14 protein-coding genes are annotated in these 16,241 nt (G+C 66.9%); 6 read left to right on the forward strand and 8 right to left on the reverse strand.

What is annotated here, in order from left to right; translation table 11 throughout:
- Window positions 1-88: 88 nt before the first annotated feature.
- On the reverse strand, window positions 89-592 hold the full coding sequence (locus AC1DEL_RS08435; RefSeq protein WP_092294463.1) for a hypothetical protein: 504 nt from the start codon (window positions 590-592) through the stop codon (window positions 89-91).
- 281 nt (window positions 593-873) lie between these two features.
- On the opposite strand from AC1DEL_RS08435, the gene AC1DEL_RS08440 reads away from it, so the two are divergent.
- Window positions 874-1,056, forward strand: coding sequence for a hypothetical protein (locus tag AC1DEL_RS08440; protein ID WP_066736414.1), 183 nt, complete (start codon window positions 874-876; stop codon window positions 1,054-1,056).
- 47 nt (window positions 1,057-1,103) lie between these two features.
- Window positions 1,104-1,271 carry a hypothetical protein gene (locus tag AC1DEL_RS08445; protein WP_177219909.1) on the forward strand — a complete coding sequence of 56 codons (168 nt, stop codon included), beginning with the start codon at window positions 1,104-1,106 and terminating at the stop codon, window positions 1,269-1,271.
- 41 nt (window positions 1,272-1,312) lie between these two features.
- Here AC1DEL_RS08445 and AC1DEL_RS08450 read toward each other — a convergent pair whose 3' ends face one another.
- Window positions 1,313-5,317 (reverse strand): DUF748 domain-containing protein, encoded by a 4,005-nt coding sequence (locus AC1DEL_RS08450; protein ID WP_477126403.1) that lies wholly within the window; start codon window positions 5,315-5,317, stop codon window positions 1,313-1,315.
- Window positions 5,318-5,649: 332 nt separating this feature from the next.
- Between AC1DEL_RS08450 and AC1DEL_RS08455 the strand changes: the two genes are divergently transcribed.
- Complete coding sequence (locus AC1DEL_RS08455; protein WP_477126404.1) at window positions 5,650-6,960, forward strand: MFS transporter; 1,311 nt, start codon at window positions 5,650-5,652, stop codon at window positions 6,958-6,960.
- Between the two features lie 72 nt (window positions 6,961-7,032).
- Here AC1DEL_RS08455 and AC1DEL_RS08460 read toward each other — a convergent pair whose 3' ends face one another.
- The 5 genes from AC1DEL_RS08460 to AC1DEL_RS08480 form a co-directional block, all read right to left on the reverse strand.
- A complete protein-coding gene (locus AC1DEL_RS08460; protein ID WP_255370808.1) occupies window positions 7,033-7,968 on the reverse strand; it encodes an extracellular catalytic domain type 1 short-chain-length polyhydroxyalkanoate depolymerase in 936 nt (311 codons plus the stop codon).
- 385 nt (window positions 7,969-8,353) lie between these two features.
- Window positions 8,354-9,226, reverse strand: coding sequence for a DUF2950 domain-containing protein (locus tag AC1DEL_RS08465; RefSeq protein ID WP_441593688.1), 873 nt, complete (start codon window positions 9,224-9,226; stop codon window positions 8,354-8,356).
- A 3-nt stretch (window positions 9,227-9,229) separates the two neighbouring features.
- Complete coding sequence (locus tag AC1DEL_RS08470) at window positions 9,230-10,609, reverse strand: DUF3300 domain-containing protein (protein ID WP_092294453.1); 1,380 nt, start codon at window positions 10,607-10,609, stop codon at window positions 9,230-9,232.
- Between the two features lie 41 nt (window positions 10,610-10,650).
- The gene (locus AC1DEL_RS08475) at window positions 10,651-10,962 is read right to left on the reverse strand and encodes a hypothetical protein (RefSeq protein WP_441593690.1); all 312 of its coding nucleotides are present in this window, start codon (window positions 10,960-10,962) and stop codon (window positions 10,651-10,653) included.
- A gap of 157 nt (window positions 10,963-11,119) precedes the next feature.
- Window positions 11,120-11,413, reverse strand: coding sequence for a transposase (locus tag AC1DEL_RS08480; RefSeq protein ID WP_092294449.1), 294 nt, complete (start codon window positions 11,411-11,413; stop codon window positions 11,120-11,122).
- Window positions 11,414-12,246: 833 nt separating this feature from the next.
- On the opposite strand from AC1DEL_RS08480, the gene AC1DEL_RS08485 reads away from it, so the two are divergent.
- The 3 genes from AC1DEL_RS08485 (at window position 12,247) to AC1DEL_RS08495 (ending at window position 15,706) form a co-directional block, all read left to right on the forward strand.
- On the forward strand, window positions 12,247-13,200 hold the full coding sequence (locus AC1DEL_RS08485; protein ID WP_477107292.1) for a LysR substrate-binding domain-containing protein: 954 nt from the start codon (window positions 12,247-12,249) through the stop codon (window positions 13,198-13,200).
- A 339-nt stretch (window positions 13,201-13,539) separates the two neighbouring features.
- Entirely contained in the window at window positions 13,540-14,208 is a 669-nt protein-coding gene (locus tag AC1DEL_RS08490) for a response regulator (protein ID WP_092294445.1), read from the forward strand.
- 196 nt (window positions 14,209-14,404) lie between these two features.
- On the forward strand, window positions 14,405-15,706 hold the full coding sequence (locus AC1DEL_RS08495) for a cobyrinic acid a,c-diamide synthase CobB (RefSeq protein WP_255370829.1): 1,302 nt from the start codon (window positions 14,405-14,407) through the stop codon (window positions 15,704-15,706).
- A 28-nt stretch (window positions 15,707-15,734) separates the two neighbouring features.
- On the opposite strand, the gene AC1DEL_RS08500 is transcribed toward AC1DEL_RS08495, so the two are convergent.
- On the reverse strand, window positions 15,735-16,196 hold the full coding sequence (locus tag AC1DEL_RS08500; protein WP_092294441.1) for a MarR family winged helix-turn-helix transcriptional regulator: 462 nt from the start codon (window positions 16,194-16,196) through the stop codon (window positions 15,735-15,737).
- Window positions 16,197-16,241: the final 45 nt, after the last annotated feature.

Consider the following 16,241-nt stretch of genomic DNA (forward strand, 5'->3'; position numbering starts at 1 on the left):
GGTGGAATAAGACTAGTGCATGGGCTCAGGTCACTGCAAGGCGACATCGCCGCGTCGTCGTGCGGCGATGCACAAACGCGCCAGGGATCTAGTGCGATACGTCGCGGCTCTCCAGCTTCCAGTAGCAGAGCGCGATGGCCATGCCGAAAACCAGGTGCCCGATCAGCGTGTGCCAGCCGCGCGCATCCACGAACCACGGAAAGGCTCGCGTCATGACATAGAAGTTGAACAGGTAGACCACCAGCCCGAACACGGCGCCGGCCAGCATCGACATACCCACGCTCGAGTCGAGCTGGAACGGCGCGATGAGCGCGCACAGCACCATGCCAAGTATCGCGCCCAGCACGAAGTGAATGATGACGGCCACGGCCACCGTGCCCACGCTGAACAGCGAGGTCTGCAGCACGTCCCGCCCCAGCACGATGGCAGCGATCATGCGCGTGGTGCCCCATGGATGGACCCCCGATACCATCGTCGACCAGAACATTTCGAGCACGATCAGCAGCGCGCCGGCTGCGAGTCCCGATACGGCAGCCGCTGTCCAGTCTGGCAAGCGGCGCACGTAATGGTGCGATTGCATGTGAAGTTCCATGGCGTCCTCCTACGTCGAACATTGATTCCGATCCAACGCGCAGCGCCCGGCAGCGCCGGGGTGTGCGCTGAGTCCAGCATAGGACACGCGCCCCCGCGTAGCAGCCGCCCGTGCCGATATGCGTACCTTGGGGCGGGCAAAGTCTCTTGGGAGATACCTGGGGTGTCGCGTGCACTGCCCGCACGTTTCAAACGCTACGGGTGAACCCTGAGAGCGGCGGCCTTGTATTCGCCACACACGGCCTATACTGGAAACACAAAGAAACAAGACAGGAGACCGCCATGATTCACCTACAGGCGCACGATCTTGTATTTCTGATCCCCATGGCGCTCGTCGGACTACTGGCGATGGGCGCGATTCCGGTGGCTGCCAAGGCGCTGCGCATCAGTTGCCGTTGTGCCGGCGCGATCATCGGGGTCTTGCTGGGCGTGCTGGTTCTCGAGGCGCTGCCGCTGCTGATCTAGCCAGGACACGCAGCGAGGCGCCTCTGCGAGAGAGAAGGAGAGGCGCGATGTCACTCACCCTGCTCGCCGCCCTGATGGCGGCGCTGCTCGTCGTGACTGTCGCGAGCGCCATTTGGCGCTGCAGCCATCCGTACCGGATGCGCTACCGGCGCTGTGCGCGCGAGCGCAGGCGCCGCGTGGGCATCTGCCGCGAGCCACCCCACCATCCCGGATGACGGGGCGTTGATGACCGGACCCGGCGTCCGGCCATCCTCCCTCATTGCCGAATCGAGAAGTCGACGCGGTTCGGTCCGCCTTTGTCCTTGATCCCCTCGGCAGTCAGCTTCGGTGCAGTCAGGAACAGTTTCGCGTCCGGCACCTTGCCATCGCGTTCCAGCGCCTGCTTGACGGCCAGCGCGCGCTGGTCGGCCAGCGCCCGCAGCTCGGTATCGGTCACGGGGGCGTGCTCCAGCAGCAGCTTTTCCATCTCCTGCGGGGACAAGGACTTGTTCAGGCCGATGAAGTTGGTGGGCTTCTTGAACGACTCGCGCTTGTACACGGCTTCCACGTACTTCGGATATTCTTGCGGCGACACCGTCACCCGCGCGCCCTGCTGGCCGCCCTCGCCCTCTTCCGCCTGCGCACCGGCTTGTGCGCTGCGGCGCAACTCGCGCTGCTTGGCTTCGGACACCCGCTGATCCAGCCAGACGCGGCGGGCGCCATCGGCATCGGTCGCCGGATCGATGCGCCCGCTGATCTCCAGGCGCAGCGAAGGTCGGTCGTTGAGCGCCTTGCCCACCGTGGCGATCTTGTCGCGTGCGGCATCGGTCAGCGTGGAGGAACCTGGCGCGAACTCGATATAGCCCAGTTCCTCGCCACTGCCACCAAACGCCGAGGCAATCAGCGAGAACGGCGACGTGATGGCCTTGGTCAGCAGGTTGACGATCACGCGCACGATCACGCCGCCGATGCTGAACTCGGGATCGGACAGCGACCCCGACACCGGCAGGTTCACATCGATCACCCCGTTGCGGTCCTTCAGCAGCGACACGGCCAGCAGCACCGGCAGCTTCACCGCGTCCGGGCTGTCCACGCGCTCGCCGAAGGTCAGCTGATCCAGGTAGAGGTGGTTGCGGGCATCCAGCTTGCCGTTCTCGATCTTGTACGCCACGTCCACCGTGAGCTTGCCCTTGGTGATCGGGTAGCCCGCGTACTTGGCCGCGTAGGGCGTCAGGCGCGTCAGCTCCACGCCCGCGGCCTTCGCGGCGATGTCGAGATACAGTTGCTCGCCGAGCGGATTGATCTTGCCGCTGATGCTGACCGGCGCGTCGTCGTCGAGCCGGCCGTCGAGCACGAGATCCGCCGGCGTGGGGTCCGCCGACGACACCTTCGACACCGAGCCCTTCATGTCGGTCAGGTTCGCCGTGTAGTTCGGCTTGACGAAGAAGTCCGAGAAATTGATGTTGCCCTTCTGGATCGCCACGCCGCCGAGCCGGATCTGCGGACGCGGGCCTGCGGGTGCCGGCGCCTTGGCCTGTGCCGCCGGCGTGGAGGCCGCGGGCGCCGAAGCGGGGTTAGCCTGCGTCAGGCTCGTGGAGGGTGCCGCCTCGCCCTTCTCCGCGCCGCCGGCCATTACGTCCTGCAGGTTGAGCCGGCCATTGGCGTTGAGGATCACGCGCGCATAGAAATCGGACAGCGCCACGCTGTTGATCCCCAGTTGCAGCGGCCCCTTGGCCTCGTCCATATTGAAGTCGACGCCCGTCACGGCCAGCGCGCGCCAGCGCAGGAAGTCCTCGCCGCTGATGCGGTCCACGGTGCGGACGTTGCCGGCCAGCACGTTGCCGTTGAAGCGCGCCGCGATCGGCTTGCCGGTTGGCGCCACCACACCGAGTTTGCCCTTCACCGACAGCAACCCGCTACGCAGCGCCGCGTTGAAGCGATCCGCCATGTATGGCTGGAGCGATGTCATGTCGATGTCGCGCAAATCCACCTGCAATTGCGCGGCCGGCAGCGTCGGCGTGACATCGCCGTCCAGGCTCATCACGCCTTTGCGGCCACTCTCCGCGTACAGCTTCATCGGCATCGCGCCGGCCGCGAGCGGCCACGTCACGGTGCCCGTGGTCAGGCCGATATTGCGGAATTGATGGATGACCGGCCGGCCACGATTGCCCTCGGCCGGCGCGTAGTCCGCCAGCCGCGCGGCGCCCCCTTCGACCGACACCTTGCCCAGACGGACTTTCCAGCCCGGCGGGGCGGCGGCGCTGTTGCGGCCATTCGTGGCGCCGGCAGCGGGCGCAGCCGAAGTCGTCGGGACAGCCGGCCTGGCCGGCGCCGCCTTCTGCTCGGCGGATTCCACCGCCCAGATGCGGGCCATTTCCAGCAGTTCGCCGTGAAAGTCGCGCGTGGCGGCGATCTGCGGCTTCACGAGCGAGACCTGCCCGGCCTCGAAGTTCTGCCGCGCCAGGTCGAGGCTGATGTTCTCGAGCACGAGCTTTTCCGCCCGGACCAGCGGCAGCTTGTCGCCCTCCAGATCGGCGGCGCGGCGCGTCACGCGCAGCCCGCGGCCCCTGCCGTTGCCCGCGTTGTTGCCGGCATTGTCGCCTCGGGCAGCCGATTCGGCGCGTGCGGCACGCCGTTCGGCATTCGCCGGACGCTCGGCCGCAGCCGGTGTCGCAGGCAGGACGATCGGCTCGCGCGTGGCCACGTAAACCGGCGACAGTTCCAGCCGCGATTTCTCCAGCGTGAACTGGAACACCGGCTGGGACCACGCCATCTTGTAGTGGAGTTCGGCATTGATGCCGGTATCGCCAAACTGGCTGCGCAGCGCACGCGGCCACCAGGCGGCGAAGCCCTGCGGCCGCAGCCCCGTGGATTCGAGCGTACCCGCCAGCGTGCCCTGGGTCAGCGCCAGTTCCCCGGTGTGCTTGAGCGTCTGGCCGTCGGCGATGGTCACGGTGGCGTCGAGCTTCGCCGGCTTGTCGCCGGTGCTGGCCAGGCCGGCCACGTCCACGTTGATCGGGCCGAGATCGAGCTTGCCGGGGCCAGACGGCGCGAGTTCATCGACAAAGCCAATCCGCGCACTCTTGAGCGCCACGCGCTCCACGGCATAGGACCACGGCACCTCGTCCGCCTTGGGTGGCGCCTGCACGCCGGCAGCGGCCGGGGCGGAGGCGGGCGCAGCGGGCGCGGCGGCGGCAGGTGCCGGCGTCTTCGCGGCTTCCGGCAGGAAAGCCGTGGCGAGGTTCAGCGTGCCGTCGGCGCGCCGAGCGGCCTGCAAACCCAGACCTTCCAGCTCGATGCTGCGAAGCTGAACCTTGTGCGCGAGCGGCTCGAGCCGGCCCACGTCCACGGTCAGCTTCCCGGCCTTGACCAGTTCCGCGCCCGCGTGGGTTCGCACATCGGCATCGCGCAGGGTCACCGTACCGGTGACGAACAGGTCCTGCTTGTCCTTATCCTGCCGGAACCCGATATTCAGGCGCGTATCGACCAGCCCGCCCTTGACCTCGGCATCCTTCAGGCGCGGCGCGAACGCCATATAGCGCGCCACCTCCAGGCCGTCCAGGTTGACGTTGAGATTGGTCTCGCGCGTGTCAGCGAACGGCTGCGTGGTGCCGGCCAGCGCCAGCGGCGTGCCGTTGATCTTCGCGAACAGCGTCGGGCGCGTGTTGATCGTGGCGTCGTGCGGCAGGTTGGAGAGGAACGGCAGCGTCAGCGTGAAATTCTCCACGCGCTGCACCGTATCCAGCACCTTGTCCTCGTAGACGAAGCTGGTGTTGGACACCGCGATATTGCTGACGGAGAACCGCGCCGGCTTGCTATCCGCCGGCTTGGGCGGCTGCGCGGCGAAGCGCTCCTGCACATCGGCGAAATTCATCTGCCCTTGTGCATTACGCACCACATGCACGGCCAGCCGGTCGATATGGAGGAAGTCCACCACCGGCGCGAGGTGCCACACCGAGGCCGCCGAAGTATTGGCCTCGATCTGCCCCAGCGTCACCATCGGCGTCTTGCCGTCCGGCTCGAAGATGGTCAGGTCGTTCAGTGTCGCGGCCAGCTCGAACGGCCGCACCTGTGCCGCACCGAGCGTGACCTTACGGCCCAGCGCCTCAGTCGCGTTTTTCTCGACCAGATATTTGATCAGCGGCGGCCCGCCAAAATAGCCGGCGAGTCCGAAAATCGCCAGCGCGGCCACCGCACCGCCCGCCACGCGCAACGCCACCCGCCTGCGGGGCGTCGCCATGGCCGCCCCGGTGGCGGCCTGGATGGAATCCTTGAAAGCCATGTCACCCCAGAAGATTTGACCCCACACGCCAATTTGGTCGGCTTTTTATGGTTCGCCGATGGCGCTTTGTATCCCGGATTTCACTTCTTTTGGCATTATTGTGACGGATTATGGCAGGCCGACGGGCGATTTTGAATCCGACAGGGCCAAAACCAAATGGGCGAGGGGTCGTTCTGGTATCTTTACGCCTTTGCGAAGCGTCCCGTGGCGCCCCCGCCGGCCTACCCGCCGGCCACAGGCCTGCCCATTCCGCGCTGTCATCCGTTCGGCCGTCCCCTCCACGTCATCCGTGTTGCGCGCTTCGCATGTGAATTCACCATGCGAGTCATTTCATGCCTACCACCAGCAGTACTGTCGGGGCACCGGGTGCGCAGGACGGCCAAGCCGCCCGCCCGCTGACCGGACAGGATTACAAGACGCTTGCCCTCGCCGCCCTCGGTGGCGCGCTCGAGTTCTACGACTTCATCATTTTCGTCTTCTTCGCCACGGTAATTGGCGAGCTGTTCTTCCCGCCTTCCGTGCCGGACTGGCTGCGCCAGCTCCAGACCTACGGCATTTTTGCCGCCGGTTACCTGGCGCGGCCGCTCGGCGGGATCATCATGGCGCACTTCGGCGACCTGCTCGGCCGCAAGAAGATGTTCACGCTGTCCATCCTGCTGATGTCCGTGCCGACGATGCTGATGGGCCTGCTGCCGACCTACGCGACGATTGGCCTGCTGGCCCCGATCGCGCTGCTGATCCTGCGCATCCTTCAGGGCGCAGCCGTCGGCGGCGAGGTGCCGGGCGCCTGGGTCTTTGTCTCGGAGCACGTGCCGCCGCGCCGCATCGGCTACGCCTGCGGCACGCTCACGGCGGGCCTGACCGCCGGCATCCTGCTCGGCTCGCTCGTGGCCACCGGCATGAACACCGTGTTCACGCCGGCGGAGCTGCATGACTATGGCTGGCGCCTGCCCTTCCTGCTGGGTGGCGTGTTCGGCATCGGCTCGATGTACCTGCGCCGCTGGCTGCACGAGACGCCCGTGTTCGCCGAACTCCAGAAGCGCAAGGCACTCGCCGCCGAAATGCCGCTGAAGTCTGTCGTGCGCGACCATCGCGGCGCGGTAGTCGTGTCGATGCTGCTCACGTGGATGCTGTCCGCCGGCATCGTGGTGGTGATCCTGATGACGCAGGGCTTCCTGCAGAAGTCCTATCACTTCGACGGCCGCACCGCGCAACTGGCCACCAGCATCGCCACGCTGTGCCTGTCGGTCGGCTGCATCGTGGCCGGCCTGCTGGCCGACCGTTTCGGCGCCCGGCTGACGCTGTCGGTGGGCGGCACGCTGCTCGCCATCAGCGCCTATGTGCTCTATACGACGATTGGCGCGCGCCCAGACCTGCTGATTCCGCTGTACGCGGTGGCCGGCTTCTTCGTCGGCTCGATCGGTGCCGTGCCATACGTGCTGGTACATGCCTTCCCGCCGCAGGTGCGGTTCTCGGGCCTGTCCTTCTCGTACAACGTGGCCTACGCCATCTTCGGCGGCCTGACGCCGGTGGCAGTGACGCTGATGCTCAAGAACGACCCGCTCGCCCCGGCGCATTACGTGGTGGCGGTGTGTGTGATTGGCGTGGTGACGGCGCTGTTCGTGCGGAAGCGTCCGCACTGACGTCCCGATTACTGACGTCCCGATTCCCGACGCAAAGAAAAACGGGGAAGGCTGCTGGCCTTCCCCGTTTTTTTATGCCCCGCCGCGTCGGTGATCGCGGAAGAACTGCCACATCAGCTTGCTGGCGTCTGGGCCGGTATCGCTGTGATATTGCACCTTGCCGTCGCCGCCGCTCCAGGCGTGGCCCAGACCGGCCACTTCCACCAGCCGCACAAGATCGCGATTCCAGCGGCCGAAGCGGGCGTCGCGGAAATCGCCATCCGGTACCGGCGGCGCGTCATTGGCGGCCGTGGTGCCCAGGCGGTCATCGAGACGGTTGTAGGCCAGGAACTGGCGCGCCAGCAGGCGGCCGTTGATCGGGTGCACCGCCTCGTCGGCCAGCCCGTGCAGCACGATGGCCGGCATCACCGGGCCGCCCGGCACCGCACCGGCGGCGTCGAGCAGCCAGGCCGGTTCAGCCTGGGAGCCATGCTGCATTGCCCGGAGCCCGGCCCGGGGCGTATCGGCAGCGCCGATCACCACGCCCGAATGCAGCCCCACGGCCGCCACCTTGCTTGGATAGCGCAACGCCACTACTGCGGCCATCGCCGCCCCGGCGGAAAGTCCTGCCAGATAGATCTGGTCCGCGCGCACGTCGGGGCGGCTCGCCAGTTCGTCGATCAGCATCGCCACGGCCTGCGCCTCGCGCCCGCCTTCGCCGGCGGCGAGGTCGAACCACTGCCAGCACCGATGTACCGAGCGCCGCAGCGGCTGCTGCGGATAGGCGACGATAAAGCCCTCGCGCTCGGCCAGCGCGTTCATGCGCGTGCCGGCCGCCAGGTCTTCCGGCGTCTGCTGGCAGCCGTGCAGCATCATCACCACGGGCAACGCGCCCTTGGCACCGGCTGGAATATAGAGACGATACGAGAGCTGCGGCACCAGTTCGCCCGGCAATGGGGCGAGGCTGAGCTTCAAGGATTGCCACGTGCCGGGCAGGTCACCCGGCGCGGTATCACCCGGGGCCGGCATGCGGCGGCGGGTTGCCGGAGACGCCAAGTCAAGGCGCCCCAGCCATGTTCGGATTTGCTTTGCGGTCCGGAATTGCGTGCGACCGATTTGTCGCAGTTGCGTTTCCCAGTCCGTCGACAGGCTTTTGGCCATATGAAGACTCCTGCTCATCTAGGAACGGGTCTCCTCCGCTATTGTGCGACGCAGCATACCATAGTCGGCGTGATGGATTAGCGGCATTGTCTGCAAAGCACAACATTAGATTTCGAAACAGTTTTCCCCTTGCCTGGAGGGCGGCCAGCTACCATGGAGCCCGGGCGCACCGTTGTGCCGTTTAGCAGGAAAAGAAAGAAAAAGGCGCCATATAGGCGCCTGTTCGGCAGATGATGCGGCAGAGTAACCGGATCTACTGTTCCGCTACCCGGGTCCACCCCTCGGGCGAAAATGTGCGCAATGCGGCAGCCCGGCTGGCGGTGGCTGTTCCCAGGTCGCGCTCATAAAACTGCCGCTCGCTGTCCAGGATGAAGGTGTTGACGCCGCTGTCGCCATAGCGGGCCGGCCACGCGACGATCGCGAACTTCGCGTTGCTGCCCTTCGGCGCGGCGATGATGCGGTACCGGTAGCCGTAGAACGCCTCGTTTGGCGGAGTGTCGGGGCCCATCGCCAGCGCATCGGGGCCCAGCGGGCTGTCATTCTCGGCCGACGAAGACGGCCAGTAGAGCCCGTTGGTCTTGCCCGGGCTGCTGACGAGCTGGGCCGCATAGCGGCCATTGCCGGCCAGCTCGGCGTAGCGCTGCTGCGCGTCCGCCAGCTGGAGCAGCGTGTCCATCGTCACCAGTTCGTTGCGGCCGATGCGCCGCACATGCACCTCGCGCTGACCAGCCGGCATGTCGAACTGCCAGCCCGCCTTGCGCTTGACGATGGGCACGGGGAAGGTCCAGCCGCTCTCGCCGACCGCCACGCGCGCCGTATCCTCGCCCGCGCGCTCCACCGCATGGTGGCGCGCCCACGCGGCCAGGAACTCGTAGATATCCTCCTGATCGACGCCCTGCGGCGGCAGCAGCGTCCGGTAGTTCGGGCCGAGCACGCCCTTGAGCGCGTCATGGTCGCTGCGGGCGATGGCGTCGCCCAGGGCGTCCGAGGCAGCCTCGGGCGAGGGATAGACCCGCTGCGCCTGCGCCGGCACGGACACCGCCAGCAACGGCACGGCCAGCATCGCGGCGCCCAGGACCCGGCGCACGATACGCGTCATGGTGGCGGACAACGTCGCTCTCATCATGTCTTATCTCCGACCATGTCCAAGATGACCGCCACCACCGCCGCCTCCTCCACCGAAGTGCGCGCCGCCCCCTCCCCCTCCACCGCCACCACGTTGCGGCATGGACCGCTGCGCCGGATGGCTGGCGCGTTGCATGCCACCGGCATTCCCGCCGCGCTGGAAGCCGCCCGCATTCCCGCCGCGCTGCACCTGCTGCCGCATGCGGTCGCCGTTGCCGGCATCGCGCAAGGCGCTATTACGATTGCTGTCCCGTGCGCGGTCGCGCGCGGCGGACTGATCGGCCCGCTGCCGATCGGCGCCGGCGGGCCGGGGATTCTGCATGCCGCCCCCACCGCCGCGATTGACGTTCGGCCCGTGTCCGGCGATCGACTGGCCCGTGCGGCCCTGGAACGATTGCGCGGCGCGGTCACGCGCGGCATCGCGCGAGCCCGCCTGCGGCGTAGGCCGGCCACCCTGCACGCCCTGGCCGCCCTGCCCAAGCCGCTGCCCGCCCTGCCCCGCCTGCCGGTTCGCCAGCCCCTGCTGCCGCTGCGTGTCGAAGCGATTCGCCACGTTCGAATTCTTGTACGGCACGTTGCCGCGATTGGCCGGGTTGTGCTGCCAGTTCACGTTCGAGCGGTTCACATCGAGCCGCTGATTCACATTGATATTGTTGTAGCGATTGACGTTGATGTTCACGTCGTGCGAGTTCCAGTTGAACCCGCCCCACAGTGAATTGACCGCGGCCACGCCCAGGCCAAAGCCCACGCCCGCCACCACGGCGCTGGCGAAGACCGATCCGGGCGGAGGTGGATAGTAGGCTGGCGGATACGCCGGATAGGGCCACGCGCCGTAGACCACCGTGGGGTTGTAGGTCGGCACATAGACCACTTGCGGATTGGCGGGCTCGATCTGCACGATGGTGGTGCCGCCGGACTGCTGTGTCACCACCTTCTGCTGCTCGGTGGTCTTCAGCGTGCCGGCTTTCTGGGCCTGTACGCGCAGGCGCTGCACCGAGTCCATCACATCATCGGGCTGGGCGAGGAAGGCGTCGCCCACCGAGTCCACCCATTGCGGCTGGCGGCCCATCATATCCATCACGGACGGGAAGGCGACGAGCGACTGCACGCTCGGGTCCCACTGTTCGTTGGCCACCGCCTTGGTTGCCGCGTCGCCGGACAGGCTGGCATTGGCCTTCGACCATTCCGCTGCCGCGGCCACGTCGGCCGGGTAGGTCGACGCCATCAGCACCTGCGACAACAGCGCGTCCGGATAGAGCGCCACGGGCGCCAGCAACTGGTCGAGATGCGCATTGTCGAGCTTGGCCTGCGCCCAGGCGGTCCCGCCGCCGAGTAACAACATCCATCCACAGCACCACGCCAGAATACGTCGCAACCGGTACATATTGGCTCCCACAATGACGGATGAGGACGGACGAGGGGGTACTACCTGGCCGACTGCGCGCACTCCTGACGATAGGCCTCTTCCAGCCGCTTGCGATCAGGCGCGCGTTCCAGCGTGGAATAGGTGCGGCCATCCGCCGTGGTCACGGACGACTTGCCCTGTTCCCACTGCTGCGGCTCCTTGGACAGGCCGTTGATCTGGTCCAGCAGTTGCCGGCAATGCTCGCGTTGCGAGACGCCCGGCGTGGCACCTTCGCCGTTGAGCGTCGCCGTGGCCGGGTCGAGCATGCGCGGGGGCGGCGGCGCGATCATCGGCGTGCCCGGGTCGATCGGCGGCGTCTGCGCCCATGCCATGCCCGCTGTCATCAACAACCCAAACCCCACACCCCACGCTACGAAAAACCTCTTCACCAGGAAACTCCGGAAACTGCCGGCGATGCACGCATGCATCGCCATGATGATAAAAAACACCGGCCCGCGCGCCCGGCAACGGCGATCCGCGCGCTATGCGCTAGCGGTCCTTGCCGTTGCCATCGCCATTGCGGCCGGTACGGTTGCGCAGCAGCTCGAGCTTGAGCAGTGCGTCCGCAAGCATACTCTTAAGACGCGCGTTCTCCTGCTGCAACTGGCGCATGCGGCGCCCGTCCGGCACATCGGACTCGCGTGCCGGGCCGTACTTCGCACGCCATCCGTAGAACGACGCATCGCTGAAACCATAGCGCGCGCAGAGTTCCCGCACGGGCACCCCACTGGCGGCCTCGGCCAGGTACATGCGGATCTGCTCCTCCGAATAGCGTCTGTTCATCCGAATGCCTCCGCTTGCACCAAGCGCTCGCCCCGCGCATGCACGCGGCCAGCCCACCCTGCCGGTAAGGTAGCCCAATGCCCGGGCAAAAGGAATTCAGTGTCTTTGCAGCGCGAGTTAAGCAAATTAACGACCCGGCCGCGTGCCCCGCGTGGTCCGAGTCCGTGTCAGGCGTGTCCGATGTTGACAGGGAAATGGCGCAAATTTCGGTATTCCAAATTGGACAAATTCATGTCATCACTCACTGCCGGACAGCCGCTTCAAACCCGTCGGACATTGCTGGCTCACACTTGCAAACGCCGGTCACGCGGGTCGGCCATCGCCCTGCAAGGCGCGCCAGGCACGGCTTTCGCGTTGTCTGATTGTCCGGACATAAGGCCCGATATGCATCCCTGTTGTGTCAGGAATCGAACCGAGTTCCTAGTAGTTTGCTAAATGATGTATTAAGATTCCTCGGCACCAACTAAATTTCGAAACGCCTGCAAAGAGTGCCACTGCGCGCTCTCGGACAGGCGACTATCGGCGCGGATTTCATTGCCGCCGCCAACCGGCCTGAGGAAGAAGGGGACCACTGCTAACGTCACGTGCCATGCAACGCTTCGGCGTCGCGCGGCGAACCCGTGGCATGCACTGCAGATTTCGGTAACCCGGGCGACTCTTGACCACTTTGCAATTCCCCGCCCTCTAGCAGCTCATAAGTCCTGGCAGTTTCGGCTTGGTCCGGCACGGGGGTGCCGACGCGCTTTCAAGCTGCGACCACACAGGCAGGAAGTCGCAACTTCCTTAGTGCCCACAAAAAATAAAACCAACAATCTGGATCGGGAGAAGTCAGCATGCGGCACGTCAGCACCAAGCTTTTGCACGTCTTTGTCCTGTTGATGGAATATCGGGACCTCAACGCGGTGGCCGCCTGTACCCAGGGCCGTGTCCCCACCGTGGCCTATAGCCTCGCGCGGCTGCGCGAGATCACCGGCGACGCGCTGTTCGTCAAGCGCAATGGCACGTTGGAGCCAACGCCCCATGCGCTGCGGCTCGAGCATACTGCCAGGCAGATTCTCGCCAAATGGAATCTGCTCGTGCGTCCGCTCGCCGAAAGCGCGCAACCGGGCCCCAGCGGACGTCGTATTTCCATTGGTTTTTCATCGTCGATTGGCGATCCGGTCATCACCGAGATCCTCAGCACGCTGTGCGAGCAATTCCCGCAAGACAGTTTTGTGACCCGGCCGGTCATTGCCGATGCCTCCCTGGCCGGCAGCCTGGATACCGGTCAGCTCGATTGCGCCTTCGTGGTGGATGGCGCCACCGTGCCAGACGGCGTGATGCCGCACAGCATCCTCGCCACGCCGCGCCGGCTGGTCAGCGCCGCGCGCGCCCATGGCCCCGACGACGCGGAGAGCGACTGGATCCTGCTGCAGGAAGACTGCGAGGCCGGCAGCCCGCTGCGGGCGTTCCTGGCGCGGCAGGCCAATACGCCGGGGCATCGGGAGACTGTGGTGCCGTCGTGGCACACGCAGATCACCCTGCTGCACGCGGCCGGCGGCATCTGCCCGGTACTCGACTTCAACGTGCCGCTGGTCACGCGCGACCGCAAGACGCGCCTGCTGGCGCCGCCGGGCAGTTTCCCGGGCTGGGCCTCGCTCCAGTTCTGGACCGCCGAGCAAACCCCGGACCGCGTGGCGATGCGCGACATCATGGACGTGGGCGCCGCCGTGCTACGGGACCCCATCCGCGCCATCGAGAACCGCCGGCAGGGCCGGCCAGAGCCGCGCCGCCTGGCGGTGGCCTGACGCTCCTCCCCCGGCGCCCCGGCGCCGGGACACCCTCCGTGACACCCTCGGACCCCGCGCGGTAACCGCCGCGCGGGGTCTTTCCTTTCCGGCCAACCCCTGCCGCGCAAGTCCCGGCTCTCAGCCGCCTGCATTTTCCGAATCGTCTCAAATCATTTGCGCAGGAGTCCGCATTAATCTCAGCGGGCATTGACGTGCGCCGGGTCGTATCCCGTTTGGTCCGCGCGCACGCGTGCACGCAGTTGCCTGCGTGTTTGCGCCGCACGCCCTCCCGCGTGCGGCGCCTTTTTTCACGCCTGCCAAAAGTCGTATCGGACCCATGTGCACAGGAGGCATTGGATGACATTGAGGATTTTGCTGGCCGACGACCATCCCGTCATTACGGCGGCAATCCGCGCGTGCTTGCAGACACAGACGGGTTGGGAAGTCTGCGGGGAAGTGGCAAGCGCAACAGAACTGCATCAACAGGTGGAAATTCTGCAGCCCGACGTGGTGGTCACGGACTACCACATGCCCGGCCCGGCCGAACTGGACGGCGTGCGGCTGATCACCAGCCTGCGGCGGCGCTACCCCGCGCTGTCGATCATCGTGCTGACGATGATCACCAATCCACTGGTCCTGCGCACGATCCTGGACGCGCACGTCCATGGCCTGCTGCTCAAGGATTGCCCATTGACCGAGATCGTCACCGCCATCGCGCGGGCGCAGCGCGGCTTCACCTACATCGGCAAGTCCGCGCTGCGCGCGCTGGCGCCCACCGAGCTGCGCACCATGCTGCCGTGCGGGCGAAATGGCGTGCAGCGCCTGTCCGCGCGCGAAACCGAGGTCCTGCGGCTGTACCTGACCGGGCGCACGGTCACGGAGATCGCCGCCACGCTGTGCCGCAGCGTGAAGACCATCAGCCGGCAAAAGAACTGCGCGATGCACAAGCTCGGCGTCAGCAACGACCGCGAACTGTTCGAATGCGCGGCGCTGCAGGGCGTCGTCCTGCCCCTAGGGCGAAACTGAGACAACACTGAGTCCAAACTGAAGCAAGACCGAAGCAAAACCGAAGCCATTGCCATCGCGGCCGCTCGCTATAATCGATTTCGCCGTATGACACCGTTGTCATGCGCCACCTACCGACATGCCCGAACACCATCCCGCCACAACTGCCACAACCACCCCGCCGTCCCCCGGCACCCCCGGCCGCGCCGTGCCCGCCCTGCTCGTGGCCGCCCCGGCTTCCGGGCAAGGCAAGACCACCGTCACGGCCGCGCTGGCCCGGCTGCATGCCCGCCAGGGCCGCACCGTCCGCGTATTCAAGACTGGCCCGGACTTCCTCGACCCGACGCTGCTGGCGGCGGCCAGCGGCGCGCCGGTGCATTCGATCGATCTCTGGATGACGGGCGAGGCCGACGCGCGCGCGCGGCTGGCCGAGGCGGCGGAAGTGGCCGACCTGATCCTCGTGGAAGGCGTGATGGGCCTGCACGACGGCACGCCGAGCAGCGCCGACGTGGCGCGGCGCTTCGGCCTGCCGGTGCTGGCCGTGATCCAGGCCGGCGCCATGGCGCAGACCTTCGGCGCGCTGGCCTACGGGCTGGCGCACTATGGGGCGCCGCTGCCGCCAATGCGCGTACTGGCCAACGGGGTCGGCACGGCGCGCCACGCCGACCTGCTGCGCGAAAGCCTGCCGGCGGACATCGGCTGGGCCGGTGCGCTGGCGCGCGACGCGGCGGCGAGCCTGCCCGAGCGCCATCTGGGCCTGTTCAGCGCCGACGAACTGCCAGACCTGATCGAGCGCCTCGACCGCATGGCCGACGCGCTGGAAGCCTTGCCGATCGGCCAGTTGCCGCCCGCTGTGCCCTTCCCGGCGCCAGCGCCGCCGGCTGCGCCCGGCCCGCGCCCGCTGGCACATAAGACCGTGGCGATTGCCCGCGACGACGCGTTTCGCTTTATCTATCCCGCCAATGTGGACACGCTGTTCGCGCTCGGCGCCGATGTGGTGTGGTTCTCGCCGCTGCGCGACCGCGCGCTGCCCGCGTGCGACGCGCTGTGGCTGCCCGGCGGCTATCCGGAGCTGCACGGCGCCACGCTCGCGGCCAATGCCGACATGCGCACGGCACTGCGGCGCGCCCATGCGGACGGCCTGCCGATACTGGCCGAGTGCGGCGGCATGATGGCGCTGTTCGATACGTTGGTAGACAAGGAAGGCGTCAGCCACCAGATGGCCGGCCTGTTGCCGGGCACAGTGACGATGCAGCGGCGGCTTGCCGCCATCGGCCACCAGTCCGTAACGTTTCCGGGTCTGCCGGACAAACCCGGAGAACCCCTGCGCGGCCACACCTTCCACTATTCGAAGACCGATTCGCCGCTGGCGCCGGCGGTGCGGGCGGTGTCCCCGCGCGATGGCGCGCCGGGCGAGGCGGTCTACCAGACCGGCTCGCTCACGGCGTCATATGTGCATCTGTATTTTCCGACCAACCCGCTGGCCATTGCGGCGCTGCTGGGCGGGAAGGTGGGATAGCGGGATAGCGGAAGGATGGGGGACCGGCTCAGGCGGCGTCGCGCTCGGCCACGGTGCGGGCCGCGGCATCGGCAATGCCCGCCTCGAGCTGCGCCAGACCCTTGGAGAGGTTGTGCATGGTCGTCTCGGACACATCGGCCAGCACGTCCTGGAGGAAGGTCGAGCGGCGCGGCAGGGCCTGCTCGACGATATCGCGCCCGAGCGGGGTCAGCGTGACATTGGTCATGCGATTGTCGCGCTCGCTCGTGGTGCGTTCGATCCAGCCCAGTTCCTGCAACGCCTTCAACTGGCGCGTGAGGGCGCCGGGGTCCATGCCGACGCGGTCCGCCAGCGGCTTTTGCGCGATGGGGCCATCGTGGCCATGCAGCGCGGACAAGATGCGCCAGCGCGGCAGCGGATGACCGATGCGCTGCTCGAACGCCGCCGCATAGGCGCGGTAAGTGCGTCCAAACTGTTGCAGTACGGCCAGGCTTTGTCGCTCCAGTTCCACTCCGAATCTCCTTTAGGCGGACGCTTGCATCCGCGGGGGCGCCGT

It is taken from the genome of Cupriavidus sp. 10L43_2, assembly GCF_056395265.1.